Below are 14,256 nucleotides of genomic sequence, written 5' to 3'. Positions count from 1 at the left end.
CGGTGGGCGAGGGGGTGGTCGGCCGGTAGGCGAGGGGGTGGCGGGCGCGGCCTACTCCACCGGCAGGGCGTACCGGAGCTTCGGTTTGCCGGTGGCTCCGAGCCGGTCGTAGAAGCGGATCGCGCCCTCGTTCCAGTCGGGCGTCTGCCACTCGACGTGGCCGAGGCCGAGCGTGCGGGCCAGTGCGGCCACGCCGTCCATCAGGGCGGCCCCGAGGCCGTGTCCGCGGGCCTCCTCGGCCAGGTAGAGGCAGTCCATGTGCAGGTAGTCGCGGGCCTCCCAGAAGGAGAACTCGGCCGAGCAGGCGGCGTACCCGGCGACCTCGCCCTGCGGGGTCTCGGCCAGCAGCACCCACAGCCGGGCCCCGTCGGCGAACAGCTGCGCGCCGAGCCGTTCGGCGAGACCGGCCGTGCGGGGCTCGGACCTCTCGTACACCATGTGCTCGCGCACGAGCTCGACCAGGCGGGGCAGGTCCTCGGGGCGCGCGGGCCGTACGACGGGGGCGGCAGACGTGTGTTCCATGGGTGCCATCCTCCGCACGGACGCCGCCCGCCGCGCAACCGGGTCCCGGTAGGCGGTACGCGGTATCCGGCCCGCGACACCCGGCCCGCGGCACCCGGCACCCGGCACCCGGGGGCTCAGCCGCCCGAGAGCCTGAAGGTCATCCGTCCGAAGCCGATCTGGTCCCCGTCGCGCACCACCGCCGAGCCCGTCACGCGGCGCCCGTTCACCGTGGTCCCGTTCGTCGAGCCGAGGTCCCGCACCACCCAGACCCCGTCCCGGACGCTCAGTTCCGCGTGGGCCCGCGAGACCGTCTCGTGGCTCAGCCGCAGTCCGTTGCCCGGGTCGCGGCCGATCCGCAGCGGTCCGGCGCCCGGGTGCGGGAGGAGCAGCGCGGGCAGCTTCTCCGCTGCCCAGGCCCGCCGTACTCCCACGGACACGGCCGAGACCCGCCCCACCCAGCCGAACAGCCGGCGGGTCCACGGGCTCTCCCCGGCCTCCCGGCCCTCCAGGTCCGCGGTGAGCACGGCGAGGTCCTCGGAGCGGCGGGCGACGAGGGCGAGTTCCATGCGCCGCAGGAAGGTGTCGTGCGACAGCTTGCCGACGGCGGCGCCCTCCCTGAGCTGGCCCAGGGCGCGGTCGCGCTCGGCATCGGAGAGCCGCGGGGCGGGGAAAGCGGGGAACTCGAAACTCGACGTCACCAGGTGATTGTCGGCCTGTCGGGGGCAGAGTGTCCAGAACTCCCGCGACGAGCCGGGGATGATGGCCCGGACACGCAGGTTGGGGTACCGCCGCCAGACGAGGGGACCGTCCGTGCAGTTCGAGGTGTGGGCACCGCTGACAGACCGGGTCGCGCTGCGGCTCGACGGGGCCGCGTACGCGATGGCTCCCGATCCGGAGCGCGCCGGCTGGTGGGTCGTGGAGGCCCCGGCCGCCGACGGTTCCCGGTACGGGTTCCAGCTGGGCGGCGCCCCGGAGGCTCCCGCGCCTCCCGGGAGCGGGAGCGGTCCGGACGATCCGAGCCTCCCGGTCCACCCCGAGGACGATCCGCGCGACCCGGTCCACCCCGGGCACCCCGAGCTCCTCGGGCACCACTCGGACGGCGCGGCCGCCGGCGTGCGGGCCGTCTTCGCGGGACCCGTCCACCCCGTCCGGCCGGATCCGCGCGGGCGGCGCCTGCCGGACGGCCCCGACGGGCTCTCGGCCGTGGTCGACTTCGCCTCCCTCGCGCCGGCCGAGCCGGCCCCCTCCCCCCGGGTGCCGCTCCAGGACGCCGTCCTGTACGAGCTGCACGTCGGCACCTTCACCCCCGAGGGCACCTTCGACTCGGCGGCGGCCCGCCTCGGTCATCTCACGGCCCTCGGCGTCACCCACGTCGAGCTGATGCCGGTCTGCCCGTTCCCCGGGCGGCACGGCTGGGGGTACGACGGGGTCGCGCCCTGGGCGGTGCACGAGCCGTACGGGGGGCCGGCCGGGCTGGTCCGCTTCGTGGAGGCCGCGCACGCCGCCGGGCTCGGCGTCGTCCTCGACGTGGTCCACAACCACCTCGGCCCCTCCGGCAACCACCTCCCCGTCTTCGGCCCGTACTTCACCGAGAGCCACCACACGCCCTGGGGCGCGGCGGTGAACCTGGACGCGCCCGGCTCCGACGAGGTGCGCGCGTACTTGCTGGGCAGCGCGCTCGCCTGGCTGCGCGACTACCGGATCGACGGGCTGCGGCTGGACGCGGTGCACGCGCTCGCCGACGGGCGGGCGCTGACCTTCCTGGAGGAGCTGTCCGCGGCGGTGGACGCGCTGGCCGCCGAGACCGGGCGGCCGCTGTTCCTGATCGCGGAGTCCGACCGCTGCGATCCGCGCACCACGAACCCGCGCGCCGCCGGGGGCCTGGGCCTGCACGCGCAGTGGAACGACGATTTCCACCACGCCCTGCACTGCACGCTGACCGGCGAGTCACAGGCCTACTACGCGGACTTCGCCGAGGCCCCGCTCGGAGCCCTCGCCAAGACCATGACCCGGGCCTTCTTCCACGACGGGACCTGGTCCTCCTTCCGCGGCCGCCACCACGGCCGCCCGGTGGACCGCGGCCGCACCCCGGCGCACCGCTTCCTCGGCTACGCCCAGACCCACGACCAGATCGGCAACCGCGCGCTGGGCGACCGGCTCGCGGCCTCCCTCTCCCCCGGGCTGCTGGCGTGCGCGGCGACGGTGGTGCTGACCGGGCCGTTCGTGCCGATGCTGTTCATGGGCGAGGAGTGGGGCGCCGGCACGCCGTGGCAGTACTTCACCGACCATCCCGACGAGGAGCTCGCCGAGGCCGTACGGGCGGGCCGGCGGCGGGAGTTCGCGGCGCACGGCTGGAAGGCGGAGGAGATCCCCGACCCCCAGGATCCGGCGACCCGGGACCGCTCCTGCCTGGACTGGGCCGAGCCGGGGCGCGCGTCCCACGCCCGCCTGCTGGACTGGCACCGCTCCCTGATCAGGCTCCGCCGGACCCACTCCGACCTGCGCGATCCCGATCTGGCGGCGCTGCGGATCGCCCATGACGAGGAACGCCGCTGGCTGACGTTCCGCCGGGGTGACGTCCGCGTGGTGGTGAACCTCTCCGGGGAGCCGGTCACCGTCGCGCTCGGCCGCAACGGGGTCCGGGTCCTGGCCGCCTGGCAACCCGTCGACCACCCCGACCCCGACGGCCGGGTCCACGTACCGGCCGAGTCGGCGGTGGTGCTGGGCCCGTAAACCCGCTCGCGGCGGCCGGGGCCGTCTGATGGGATCGGCCCATGAAGACCGAATCCGATTCATCTCCCGCGAACGGGAGCGGGCACACGGCCAAGTACGACCGGATCGGGGTGGGTTACAGCAGGATCCGGCGGCCCGACCCCCGGCTGGCGGCGCTCATCAGGGACGCCCTGGGGGACGCCCGCACCGTGGTCAACGTCGGTGCGGGCACCGGTTCGTACGAGCCGCAGGACCGCGAGGTGACGGCCGTGGACCCGTCCCGGGTCATGCTCGACCAGCATCCGGGGACCCGCAAACTCAAAGCCGGCGCGGAGGAACTGCCTTTCCCCGACGGGCTGTTCGAGGCCGGGATGGCCGTGATGACCGTCCACCACTGGCCCGACGCCGCGCGCGGGCTGGCCGAACTGCGGCGGGTCTCCCGGCGGCAGGCCGTCTTCACCTGGGACCCGGCGCACAGCACCGAGCTGTGGCTCTTCAAGGAGTACCTGCCGGAGGCCGGTGAGCGGGACCGCGCCGCCTTCACCCCGCTGTCCGTGGTGACCGGGGCGCTGGACGCGCACACCGTGCTGCCCTTCCCCGTCCCGCACGATTTCACCGACGGGTTCCGGGCCGCCTTCTGGCGCCGGCCCGAGTCCTACCTCGACCCGGCGATCCGGGCCGCCAGCTCCACCCTCGCGAGCCTGCCGGCCTCCGTCGTGGAACCGGCGATCGCCCGGCTCCGCGAGGACCTGCGGTCGGGGGCCTGGCAGCGGCGCCACGCCGACCTGCTGGAGCGGGAGAGCATGGACTACGGCTACCGCCTGGTCCTCGCCGGGTCCTGAGCCGGCCTGATCGGCAAGACGCGCCTTAGACCGGGCCCAGTTCGGGGTCGCGGGTCTCGTGGACCTCCCAGTCGCCCAGCGTGTCCGTGAGCGCCTCCCGGCGGCGGGCCAGGAGGACGAACGCGGCGACGGCCGTGGTCGCGGCGGCCGCGGTCACGGACAGGGCGGCGCCCCAGGACATCGGGACCAGCAGGACGCAAGCAACGAAGGCGTAGGACAGCAGCAGGCCGCCGAGCCAGGGCCAGTGGGCGCCCGGCAGCACGGAGGCGGGGGTGGGGGCGAGGACGGTGCTGCGGTCCGGGTCGGGCCGTACGGGGGTGGCGGGGGCGAGGATCCGCTCGAAGTCGGCGCGGTCCAGCTCCAGCCAGGCCACCTCGCCTTCGTCGGTGACGAAGGCGACCGGCTGGTCGTTCCTGATCAGGCGCCAGTTGCGGGCGCCGCACAGCCAGCCCGGCCGTTCGCCCAGGGTCGCCGCGAGCAGGGCGAGCGCGTGGGGCGGGCCGCCGCGGTGGGCGGCCGGCACCTCGGAGCCGTCCTCCAGTGCGAGGCGCAGCTTGTGGTCCGAGGTCACGCGGACGGTGCCGTCGACGTCTCCGAGCGACACGTGGTCGCCGCGCCGCGCCGAGGTGATCCGCGCGCGGACGGCCGGCAGGGCCGATCCGGCGGCCGCGTCCTCGCGGAGGGTGCGGACGGCGGCGTCCGCCTTCGGGGCGTGCGCGGTCACGCGCAGCACCCAGACGAACAGCACGAGGCCGCCGGGAAGGAAGGCCGCCACCGTGAGCATGGGCGGCCAGGAGAACGCCAGCAGGGAGTCCGTCCGCGCGTACCGGCCGACCTGGCCGGTGTAGTCGATCACGCCGCCGAGTTCGGGTGCCGAGGGGGCGTACAGGACGATCTTGGGTCTGGGCGAGCTGCGCGTGCTCGACCGCATCTCGTTGAAATGCCCGTTGCGCACCTCGACCCGCCCGGTGACCCGGCGACCGTCCGGGGCGAGCACCGGGACCTCGACCGTCACGTCACCGCTGAACAGCGCGACTTTCGGGTCGTCCTTCTCCACCCGGTGCACTTCGACGACCGTGCCTTCGGCGGTTTCGGCGCCGGCCCGCTGGATCGCGGCGATGCGCCTGAGGTCGGCGCCGTCCGGCCGGATCGCCAGCTCGGTGGCCACGGCCAGGGCGGGGAGGAGCACGGCCACGCCCAACAGCCACGGTGCGACGAGGGGGATCCACCGGGGCCCGACCGGCAGCCGGGCGGGCGGCGGCGCGGGATCGACCTGCCGGGGGGCCGCGACACGGACCGGACGGGAACCCGACCACACCCATACGGCGCCCAGGACCAGAGCCGCGGCCCCGAGCACGGCCACGTCCGGCCGGTACACGGACATGCCCGCCCGCAGCAGCAGCGTCCATGTCGCCAGCACTGCGAACAGCAGCGCGCCCCCACCAGAAGCCCTGGTCAGCCAGGTAGTTCTCCCCATGATCGCGGACTGTAGCAACGTCGTTGCACGGGGCGGCAGATGGGCCGGATCGGGTGGGGGCAGGCATGCGGTGGCGGGCCGGCGCCGCCGCGGCTACTGCACGAGGGCCAGCTCGCGCGAAGCGTTGTTGAAGCTGCGGCAGCCGTTCTCGGTGACCGTGATGATGTCCTCGATCCGGACCCCGAACCGGCCCGGGAGGTAGATCCCCGGCTCCACGGAGAAGCACATGCCGGGCACGAGGGGCCGCTCCTCCCCTTCCACCATGTACGGCGGCTCGTGCGTGGTGACTCCGATGCCGTGGCCCGTGCGGTGGATGAACTGCTCGCCGTAGCCGAACTCGGTGATCACCGCGCGGGCCGCCCGGTCCACGTCCTGGCAGGCGGCCCCCGGCCGGGCCGCCGCCACGCCCGCCAACTGGGCCTCGCGGACGATGTCGTGGACCCGCTGCTCCTCCTCCGTGGGCTCGCCGACATGCACGGTGCGGGAGATGTCGGAGCCGTAGCCGTGCTTGAGGCCGCCGAAGTCGAGGACCACCATGTCCCCGTGCTGGATGACCCGGTCGCCCGCCTCGTGGTGCGGGTTGGCGCCGTTCGGGCCGGAGCCGACGACGGTGAAGTCCACCTGGGAGTGGCCGTGCACGCGCAGCAATGCGTCCAGGTCGGCGGCGACGTCGCTCTCCCGCCGCCCGGCGAAGGGGACGTGCAGGATCTGCGCGTACGCGGCGTCGGCCGCCTCGCCGGCCGCCGCGAGCCGGGCCAGCTCGCGCTCGTCCTTCACCGCGCGCAGCATCGGCAGCGCATCGGTCAGCGAGACGTACGAAGTACTCGGCAACTCCCGCTGCAGGCCCAGGAGGTGCAGGGCCCAGGCGTTGTCGCTGACCCCGAAGCGGCCGTTCACGTCGAGCAGCGGTGAGGTCACGGCGTACGGGTTCCTCCCGTCGGCCCAGTCCCGCAGGGTCAGCGCTCCCGCTCCGGGGGACTTCGCCGCGTCGGGGGCTTCGAGGGCGGGGACGACGAGGACGGGGTCCTGCCCGGCGGCGAGGACGAGCAGGGTCATCCGCTCGGTGTCGACGGGCCGGTACCCGGTGAGGTGGGCCAGGTCGGGCCCGGGGGCGACCAGCAGGCCGGCCAGCCCCGCATCGGCGGCGGCCTGCGCGGCGGCCGCCATCCGGGCGGCGTAGTCGGCGGCCGTGAAGGGATCGGAGTCATGGTCCATGCCCCGATCCTCCCGCGCCCCACCCTCCGACGGCAGGGGGCCGCGCCGAACAGCCCATCGGCCCGCCGGTGGGGCGTGCCGGTGCGCGGGGCGAAGTCCCCTACCCGCCCTTCCACCGTTCCCCGGGCGCTGCCCGGACCCGAGAAGATCGCCTCGAACGCCGGCGGGGCCAGACACGGCCCCGGGCGTCAGCCCGCCGCCCGCCCAGCCGGGGTCACCGCGCGCAGGGCCCACTCCAGTGGGCCGCGACGCAGCTCCGTGCCGCGGAGGAGATGGGCCCAGGCCAGGCAGCCGAGTACCGCGGCGCCCGAGAACGCGGCCAGCGCCTCCCAGCCGCTCCAGCCGCGCAGGAACACCGCCAGCGCGAGCGCGTGCACCACGTACACCGTCAGGGCCATCGCCCCGACGGCGGCGAGCGGCCGGAGCAGCCCGGCCGCCCGGCGGGCGCGCGCGGCCAGCGCGAGGAGGCCTATGAGGGCCGCCCCGACCCCGGAGTTGCCGAGGGTCTCCAGCGGGGTCTGGCTGTAGGGGCCGGCCATCAGCAGCCAGTCCCAGGAGGTGCTGGGGACGGCGCCGAACTGCTCCCCCAGGACGGCGGCGACCGGATCGGGCTCCGCCGCCGCCCAGGGGTGTTCCCGTGCGACGGCCTCCAGCAGCGGTCCGCGCCGGCCGCCGGGCCCCAGGGCGAGCCAGGAGGCGCCGTAGCCGGCCGCGGCGGCCGCCGCCCCGAAGCCGGTCAGCAGGCGCAGCGACCGCTTGCCGCGCAGGTCGGCGAGGCGGCCGAGGGCCATGCCCGCCAGGATGTACGGGAAGTAGGTGAGCAGCGGGTACGCACCCGAGACCAGCAGCTCCCGCAGCATCCTCGCGGCCCCCGCCCAGCTCGTCAGGTCGGCGGGGACGGGTGTGGCGCCGCGCCCCGCGGTGCGCAGCCCGAGGGGCGGGCCCAGGAGGTAGGAGAGGACCGGGCCCAGCACCACCGAGGCGCCCGCGACGGCCGCCAGGGTGCGGGTGCGCAGCCGGGTGAAGGGTTCGGCGGCCAGGAAGTAGACGGCGTAGAAGGCCAGGATGACGAGGATGCCGGGCGAGAGCGCGGCCAGGCACAGGCCGAGTGCGCCGAGGATCGCGCAGCGGGTCAGGGTGGCCCGCAGGGGCGGTGGTCCGGCGGCGCGGGAGCGGGCGAGCGCGAGGGAGAACCCGGCGATGAGCGTGAAGACGGCGGGCGCCCGGCCGTCGGCGGCGACGAGCAGCCAGCCGGGGCCCGAGGGCGCGGGCGGCGGGCCGACGTGGACGGCGAACATGCCGAGGACGGCGATGCCGCGTGCGGCGTCCAGGCCGGTCAGTCGGTTTGGTCCCATACGGGTAGGGATGGCGATCCGGGGCGCGGGGTTGCCTGCGGGGGTTGTCTGCGAGGGTTGCCTGCGGTGGGGTGCCTGCGGGGGCGGCCGGACGGGCCGCCGGAAAAGGCGTCGCGGGAGCACCCCGCTGATCAGCTATGCTGTGCTTGCACATCGAACGGGCGGTCCGCCGCCCTTCGTGGTGGGTGTAGCTCAGTTGGTAGAGCACCTGGTTGTGGTCCAGGTGGCCGCGGGTTCAAGTCCCGTCACTCACCCTGTTGATCCCGTGGGGGTTACGAGTTCTTCTCGTAACCCCCACGGGTTTTTTCGTTCCTCCGAGGGGAGCCGCGTATCGCGGCCGGCCGGGCCCGCCGGGCGGAGTCCTGGCAGGATCACACGCATGAAAAGCGACATCGGGGGCACCCCGGCGCTGCTCCTCGCCGCCCTCGTGGCGGCCGCGGTGTTCGGGGCTTCGGTGTGGCTGTGGCCCCGGCTCGCGGGGTCCGGGGTCCGGCCGGTGCTGGGGCGGGTGGGGCTCCAGCTCGCGATCACGCTGACGGCCGGGTCGGCGCTGCTGCTCGCGGTGAACTCCTCGTACGGCTTCTACGGCTCCTGGCGCGACCTGCTCTCCCTGCGCCGGGAGGACCCGGTACCGGCCGGCGCGGACGCCCCGGCGGCGGCGCTGCTGGTGCGGGGAACCCACTCCTGGCGGCACGCCGGCACCGACGACCCCGCGGTGATCGGCCGGATCGAGGCGGTGACCGTGCGCGGGGCCCGCAGCGGGCTGTCGGGGCAGGGGTATGTGTACCTGCCGCCGCAGTACGTGCACGCGTCCGCCGGGCGTCGGGCGGAGTTCCCGGTGGTGCTGGCGCTGAGCGGGTTCCCGAGCACGCCGGGGGTGCTGGTCGACCGGCTGCGGTATCCGCAGCTCGCGCTGGAGGCGGTGCGGGCGGGGCGGATGCGGCCGGCGGTGCTGGTCCTGATGACGCCGACGGTGGCGCCGCCCAGGGACACCCAGTGCGTGGACGTGCCGGGCGGGCCGCAGGCGGAGACCTTCTTCGCGCGGGACCTGCGGGCGGTGGTGTCCTCGCACTACGGCCTCACGCCGGACGCCCGGGGGTGGGGCGCGATGGGCAATTCGGTGGGCGGCTACTGCGCCCTGAAGCTGGCCCTGCGCACGCCGGACGCCTACCGGGCGGCGGCCGCGCTGTCGGCCCCGTACGCGGCGGTGCGGGACGCGGACACCGGCGACCTGTTCGGCGGCGACGCGGGTCGCCGGCAGGAGGAGGACCTGCTGTGGCGTCTGCGGAACCTGCCCCAGCCGCCGGTGTCCCTGCTGGTGGCGAGCAGCCGCAAGGGCGAGCACCAGTACCCGGCGACCATGGAGTTCGTCGACGCGGTACGGTCACCCGCACGGGTCTCCTCGATCGTGCTCGCGAGCGGCGGTCACAACTACGAGACCTGGGCGCGCGAGGTGCCGCCGGCCCTGGAGTGGCTGGTGGGACGACTGAGTCCACCCTGAAGGCTCCGCCCGGGCCCCGCCGAGGCTCCGCCCGGGCCCCGCCGAGGCTCCGCTCGGGCCCCGCTGAGGCTCCGGCCTGCGGACATGTAGCCTGAGACGGATTCCGATGAACGCGTTCAGGAATCGGGTGCCGGGTGAGATCGTCCGGGTGGGGGACACGCCCCGCCTGCCGGGTCATCGTCGGGGCACGGAGCCCCGGCACGTTCTGATGGGAAGTACACGAAGCATGACGAGAATCTTCCTCGCGGGCGACTCCAGCGTGACGAGCCGGCAGGCCAGCATGGCCCCGATGGTGGGATGGGGCCAGACCCTGCAGCTGTTCGTCCAGGGCGCCGAGGTGATCAACTGCGCGCGCGCAGGAGCGAGCACCCGCAGTTTCCTGGAGCGCGGGCGGCTCGCCTGGATCCTGGAGAACGGCGCTCCCGGCGACCTCATGCTCATCTCCTTCGGCCTCATCGACATGAAGCCCGGCGACGGCCGCTTCACCGAGCCGTTCAAGGAGTACCAGGGCTTCCTGCGCCAGTACGTGAACGCGGCGCGGGACCGGGGCATGCACCCGGTCCTCATCACCAGCCACGAGCGCCGGGTCTTCGACAAGTACGGCAACATGCGCCGCCCCCTGGGGCAGTACCCGGCCGCCATGCGCGAGGTCGCGACGCAGCTCTCGGTGCCGCTCATCGACCTGAACGAGTGGAGCGTCGCCTGGTGGCGGCACGCCGGCCCCGACGGGACCAAGGCACTGTTCCTCTACCTGGAGCCGGGCGAGCACCCCAACTACCCCAAGGGCGTGGCGGACAACACCCACCTGCGCGCCCACGGCGGCGTGGAGTGCTCCCGGTTCATCGCGGCGGAGATGCAGAACCGCGCGCTGCTGCCGCCCTCGCACTTCCGCAACCTCCAGGCACAGTTCGATCCGGAGCAGGCCGTCGAGTTCCTCCCCGACGACGTCTTCGACCAGCAGACCAAGGAGCGGGTCGCGGAAGTACGCCGCTGATCCGGCAGGATCCGAAAGAGACGGCCCAGGCCGTCTCTCAAGATCCGAAAGAGACGGCCTAGGCGCGCAGGAAGGCCTCCACCTCGGTGGCGAGGGCCACCGGGGCCTCGTGCGGCGGGTAGTGGCCGGCGCCGGGCAGCGGCTGGATGCGGCAGTTCGGGTACGAGACCTGCCAGGTGGCCCGCATGAAGTCGGCGGTGAGCGCGAGGTCGTACGCGCCGACGAGGACGAGCACCGGGACGGTGCTGCCCTTCACGGCGGCGGACAGGTCGAGCGGCTGCCAGCTCGCGAGGTACCCGGCGAAGGCCTCCGGCCGGGACCCGGCGAGCGAGTGCTCGACCATCCGCTCCAGCCAGTACGGGCTCGCGCGGCGGCCGGTGACGATGTCGAGGATGGCGCGCCGGTTCTCCGCGCTGCCGGCGGCCCCGTAGAAGAGGTCGTGGGTGGCGTCGTCCATCTCGTAGGGGCCGGCGGGGACCGGGTTGATGCCGATCAGCTTCTCGACGCGTTCGGGGGCGCGCACGAGGACCTGCTGCATGGCCTTGCCGCCCATGGAGTGGCCGAGGAGGGAGAAGGTGTCCCAGCCGAGCTCGTCGGCGAGCGCGAGGACGTCGTCGGCGATCTCGGGGAGCGCGTAGCGGCCGGGGACGTCCCGGCGGTCGCCGTAGCCGCGGTAGTCGAGGAAGGCGTACGAGAACTCCCCCGGGTCCAGGTAGTCCAGTACGGAGCCCCAGTGGGCGGACGTTCCGAACCAGTCGTGCAGCACGATGACGCGGACGGGGCCGGTGCCGATCCTGCGGTGGGCGATGGCCATGCGTTCTCCCTCGGTGACGGGGCGGAAACAGGTGCCGCCGTACGTCATGCCCACCGCGCCTACCATCACACCGTGAAACCGATACCTGACGCCGAGCCGCTGCGTATGGGGGACTTCTCGCCGAGCGGCGGGCCGCGGCACCCGCACCATCCCCGGAGCTACGAGATCAGCGACCCGGCGGAGATCGTCGAGGTGCGCGCCGCGCGGCCGCCCGAACGGCACACCGATTTCGCCGGTGCCGGAACGTTCGAGTGCATGTGCCACGAGGGATGGGACCCGCGTCCCGCCACCCCCGAGTCGCTGCGTCTGCTCGACCCGCTCTCCCCCGAGGGGATCCCTGCCCGCCACCGCGCGCGGTGGGTGTCGGCCGCGCCCGAGGGTCTGCGCGAGTACGCCGCTGCGCTGGCCGGGGGCGCGCAGGAGCCCGACCTGCCGCGCGGGGTACCGCTGGGCGTGGTGTTCGGCTGGCTGGGCGCCGTACGCGCAGAGCCCCGCGACGCCGCGTGGCTGCTCGCCGAACGGGGACCCGGGCGACTGCTGGCGGGAGCTGCGACGGAGGAGCTGGCCTGGGCGGTGCGGGAGACGGACCGGTCGGGCCTGGAGGGCGCCGTGCGGTTCTTCGCGAGCGAGGAGTTCACCACCCGGCACCCCAAGCGGCGCCGGGTCCCGGACACCGCCCGGAACCTGCTGCTCCGGCACGCCCGCAGCCACCGTCCCCGCGACCTCCCGGTGCTGGAACGGCGGCTGCTGCGTATGCCGGAGGACCGCGTCAGACGGTCTTGATCGCCGGGTCGGAGACGCCGGCGGCGCCCGTTTCCACGTGGCCGGCGAAGCGGCGCAGGAAGGTGGCGTCCGCGTCCGAGACGACCGTGACGTCGTACCAGCGGGCCGTGGCGGACAGGATCACCGTGTGCGCGACGGTGGCGCCCGCGGCGACGCGGATCACCTGGGCCGTGCCGCCGTAGGCGTTGGTGACGGTCAGGTTGACGGCCGCCGTGCCCCCGTTGGTCAGGGACAGCACCAGGTTGCCGGTGGCCTTGTCGTGGCGGGCCGTGACCTCGGGGCCGGCCTTCTTCGCCGGGCCCTTCCAGGTGCGCAGGAAGCCGTTGGGGCCCCAGACCGTGAGGTTGATCTGGTTGCCGGTGGAGCTGCTCGTGCTCCAGGTGTCCGACAGGGTCTTGCCCGCCTCGACCGTGTAGGGCCACGGGCCGTCCGTGCGGTTGCCCGAAGTGCTGTGGAAGTGGGCACCGAGGGTGGGGCCCGAGGAGAAGGTCAGCGTGAACTTGCCCGTGGAGACCGTGGCCTTGCCGTCCACGTACGGGGCGTAGCCCAGGGCGCGCGTCGGCTTGGCACCCGCCTCCTGCTTGGGCAGGGTGCCCGTCGCCGGCGGGGTCGGGTTGTAGGACGAGTGGCGGTTCTTGTCCGGCGGTACGTACGCGGCCGTGGACGGCAGCGCGGCGGGCGCGGAGTCCGCCCGGGTGAAGTCGAACGCCGAGGTCAGGTCTCCGCAGACCGCGCGGCGCCACGGGGAGATGTTGGGCTCCTGCACGCCGAAGCGCTTCTCCATGAAGCGGATCACCGAGGTGTGGTCGAAGGTCTCGGAGCAGACGTAGCCGCCCTTGCTCCACGGGGAGACCACGATCATCGGGACGCGGGGGCCGAGGCCGTACGCTCCGGCGGCGTAGCCGGAGACTCCCCCGGCGTACAGGTCGCCGGTGACGCTCGCCGTGGACAGGCCCCAGGCGGAGGAGGCGGGCGGGTACGGCGGGACGACGTGGTCGAAGAAGCCGTCGTTCTCGTCGTAGGTGATGAACAGGGCCGTCTTCGCCCACACGTCGGGGTTCGCGGTCAGCGAGTCCAGGACCTGCGAGATGTACCAGGCGCCGAAGTTCGTCGGCCAGTTGGCGTGCTCGCTGAACGCCTCGGGGGCGGCGATCCAGGAGACCTGCGGGAGCGTGCCGTTCACGACGTCCGCGCGCAGCTTGTCGAAGTAGGTGCCGCCCGCCTTGACGTTGGTGCCCGTACGGGCCTTCTCGTACAGGGCGCTGCCCGGCTGGGCGTTGCGGTAACTGTTGAAGTACAGCAGCGAGTTGTCGCCGTAGTTGCCGCGGAAGGCGTCGTTGATCCAGCCCCAGGATCCGGCGGCGTTCAGGCCGTCGCCGATGTCCTGGTACACCTTCCAGGAGACTCCGGCCGCCTCCAGGCGCTCGGGGTAGGTCTTCCAGCCGTAGCCGGCTTCCTGGTTGCCGAGGACCGGGCCGCCGCCCACGCCGTCGTTGCCCGTGTAACCCGTCCACATGTAGTAGCGGTTGGGGTCGGTGGCGCCGATGAAGGAGCAGTGGTAGGCGTCGCACACCGTGAAGGCGTCGGCGAGCGCGTAGTGGAACGGGATGTCGTTCCGGGTCATGTACGCCATGGTCGTGGCCGTCTTGGCCGGGACCCACTTGTCGTACTTGCCGTTGTTGTAGGCCTGGTGGCCGCCCGCCCAGTCGTGGTCCAGCCCCGTCAGGAACTGCATGCCCAGGTCGTTGATCTGGGGGTTGAACGGCAGGATGTCCTTCGTGCCGTTGGACTGGTAAAAGACGGACTTGCCGTTGTCCTGGATGACCGGTCGCGGGTCCCCGAACCCGCGGACCCCCTTCATCGCACCGAAGTAGTGGTCGAAGGAACGGTTCTCCTGCATGAGGACGACGATGTGCTCGATGTCCTGGATCGTGCCGGTACTGCCCTGGGCCGTGATCGCGGCGGCCCGCGCGATGCTGTCGTTCAGCATCGTGACGGCGGCTGCGCCACCGGCGATCTGCAGGAACCTGCGCCGATTCAATTCAGTCATGGAGAGCGA

12 protein-coding genes and 1 tRNA gene are annotated in these 14,256 nt (G+C 73.7%); 6 read left to right on the top strand and 7 right to left on the bottom strand.

Going from position 1 to position 14,256, the window contains the following annotated elements:
- Positions 1 to 51 precede the first annotated feature (51 nt).
- Positions 52 to 522, bottom strand: coding sequence for a GNAT family N-acetyltransferase (locus ACZ60J_RS28405; RefSeq protein ID WP_469686122.1), 471 nt, complete (start codon positions 520 to 522; stop codon positions 52 to 54).
- A 116-nt stretch (positions 523 to 638) separates the two neighbouring features.
- Positions 639 to 1,202 (bottom strand): FHA domain-containing protein, encoded by a 564-nt coding sequence (locus ACZ60J_RS28400; RefSeq protein WP_469686121.1) that lies wholly within the window; start codon positions 1,200 to 1,202, stop codon positions 639 to 641.
- 112 nt (positions 1,203 to 1,314) lie between these two features.
- Between ACZ60J_RS28400 and treZ the strand changes: the two genes are divergently transcribed.
- Together treZ and ACZ60J_RS28390 are read left to right on the top strand one after the other, a co-directional pair.
- A complete protein-coding gene (treZ, locus tag ACZ60J_RS28395; protein ID WP_469686120.1) occupies positions 1,315 to 3,237 on the top strand; it encodes a malto-oligosyltrehalose trehalohydrolase in 1,923 nt (640 codons plus the stop codon).
- 41 nt (positions 3,238 to 3,278) lie between these two features.
- The gene (locus ACZ60J_RS28390; protein ID WP_469686119.1) at positions 3,279 to 4,058 is read left to right on the top strand and encodes a class I SAM-dependent methyltransferase; all 780 of its coding nucleotides are present in this window, start codon (positions 3,279 to 3,281) and stop codon (positions 4,056 to 4,058) included.
- A gap of 25 nt (positions 4,059 to 4,083) precedes the next feature.
- On the opposite strand, the gene ACZ60J_RS28385 is transcribed toward ACZ60J_RS28390, so the two are convergent.
- The 3 genes from ACZ60J_RS28385 to ACZ60J_RS28375 form a co-directional block, all read right to left on the bottom strand.
- Positions 4,084 to 5,535, bottom strand: coding sequence for a hypothetical protein (locus tag ACZ60J_RS28385; RefSeq protein WP_469686118.1), 1,452 nt, complete (start codon positions 5,533 to 5,535; stop codon positions 4,084 to 4,086).
- A 93-nt stretch (positions 5,536 to 5,628) separates the two neighbouring features.
- The gene (locus ACZ60J_RS28380) at positions 5,629 to 6,750 is read right to left on the bottom strand and encodes a M24 family metallopeptidase (RefSeq protein WP_469686116.1); all 1,122 of its coding nucleotides are present in this window, start codon (positions 6,748 to 6,750) and stop codon (positions 5,629 to 5,631) included.
- A gap of 188 nt (positions 6,751 to 6,938) precedes the next feature.
- Positions 6,939 to 8,105: a heparan-alpha-glucosaminide N-acetyltransferase domain-containing protein gene (locus ACZ60J_RS28375; protein WP_469686114.1), complete on the bottom strand. Its 1,167-nt coding sequence runs from the start codon at positions 8,103 to 8,105 to the stop codon at positions 6,939 to 6,941.
- A 181-nt stretch (positions 8,106 to 8,286) separates the two neighbouring features.
- Here ACZ60J_RS28375 and ACZ60J_RS28370 point away from each other — a divergent pair.
- The 3 genes from ACZ60J_RS28370 to ACZ60J_RS28360 all read left to right on the top strand — a co-directional run bounded on the left by ACZ60J_RS28370 (position 8,287) and on the right by ACZ60J_RS28360 (position 10,600).
- Positions 8,287 to 8,359: transfer RNA gene (locus ACZ60J_RS28370), tRNA-His, on the top strand.
- 125 nt (positions 8,360 to 8,484) lie between these two features.
- Positions 8,485 to 9,606, top strand: coding sequence for an alpha/beta hydrolase (locus tag ACZ60J_RS28365; RefSeq protein WP_469686113.1), 1,122 nt, complete (start codon positions 8,485 to 8,487; stop codon positions 9,604 to 9,606).
- Positions 9,607 to 9,832: 226 nt separating this feature from the next.
- Positions 9,833 to 10,600: a rhamnogalacturonan acetylesterase gene (locus ACZ60J_RS28360; RefSeq protein WP_469686112.1), complete on the top strand. Its 768-nt coding sequence runs from the start codon at positions 9,833 to 9,835 to the stop codon at positions 10,598 to 10,600.
- A gap of 58 nt (positions 10,601 to 10,658) precedes the next feature.
- Here ACZ60J_RS28360 and ACZ60J_RS28355 read toward each other — a convergent pair whose 3' ends face one another.
- Positions 10,659 to 11,414: an alpha/beta fold hydrolase gene (locus ACZ60J_RS28355; protein ID WP_469686110.1), complete on the bottom strand. Its 756-nt coding sequence runs from the start codon at positions 11,412 to 11,414 to the stop codon at positions 10,659 to 10,661.
- Between the two features lie 72 nt (positions 11,415 to 11,486).
- Here ACZ60J_RS28355 and ACZ60J_RS28350 point away from each other — a divergent pair, with 72 nt between their 5' ends.
- Entirely contained in the window at positions 11,487 to 12,197 is a 711-nt protein-coding gene (locus tag ACZ60J_RS28350; RefSeq protein WP_469686108.1) for a hypothetical protein, read from the top strand.
- Here ACZ60J_RS28350 and ACZ60J_RS28345 read toward each other — a convergent pair.
- Complete coding sequence (locus ACZ60J_RS28345) at positions 12,184 to 14,247, bottom strand: phosphocholine-specific phospholipase C (protein WP_469686106.1); 2,064 nt, start codon at positions 14,245 to 14,247, stop codon at positions 12,184 to 12,186. The genes ACZ60J_RS28350 and ACZ60J_RS28345 overlap by 14 nt on opposite strands.
- Between the last annotated feature and the right edge of the window lie 9 nt (positions 14,248 to 14,256).

Source organism: Streptomyces sp. NPDC104226, assembly GCF_055584085.1.
The sequence above is the reverse complement of the archived record's forward strand: the minus strand, read 5'-3'. Positions and strand labels throughout refer to the sequence as shown.

Excerpts from the sequence above, each read along its gene's own strand:
- ACZ60J_RS28405 (WP_469686122.1), bottom strand. The coding sequence starts at position 522 with ATGGAACACACGTCTGCCGCCCCCGTCGTACGGCCCGCGCGCCCCGAG.
- ACZ60J_RS28390 (WP_469686119.1), top strand. The coding sequence starts at position 3,279 with ATGAAGACCGAATCCGATTCATCTCCCGCGAACGGGAGCGGGCACACG.
- ACZ60J_RS28385 (WP_469686118.1), bottom strand. The coding sequence starts at position 5,535 with ATGGGGAGAACTACCTGGCTGACCAGGGCTTCTGGTGGGGGCGCGCTG.
- ACZ60J_RS28380 (WP_469686116.1), bottom strand. The coding sequence starts at position 6,750 with ATGGACCATGACTCCGATCCCTTCACGGCCGCCGACTACGCCGCCCGG.
- ACZ60J_RS28375 (WP_469686114.1), bottom strand. The coding sequence starts at position 8,105 with ATGGGACCAAACCGACTGACCGGCCTGGACGCCGCACGCGGCATCGCC.
- ACZ60J_RS28365 (WP_469686113.1), top strand. The coding sequence starts at position 8,485 with ATGAAAAGCGACATCGGGGGCACCCCGGCGCTGCTCCTCGCCGCCCTC.
- ACZ60J_RS28360 (WP_469686112.1), top strand. The coding sequence starts at position 9,833 with ATGACGAGAATCTTCCTCGCGGGCGACTCCAGCGTGACGAGCCGGCAG.
- ACZ60J_RS28355 (WP_469686110.1), bottom strand. The coding sequence starts at position 11,414 with ATGGCCATCGCCCACCGCAGGATCGGCACCGGCCCCGTCCGCGTCATC.
- ACZ60J_RS28345 (WP_469686106.1), bottom strand. The coding sequence starts at position 14,247 with ATGACTGAATTGAATCGGCGCAGGTTCCTGCAGATCGCCGGTGGCGCA.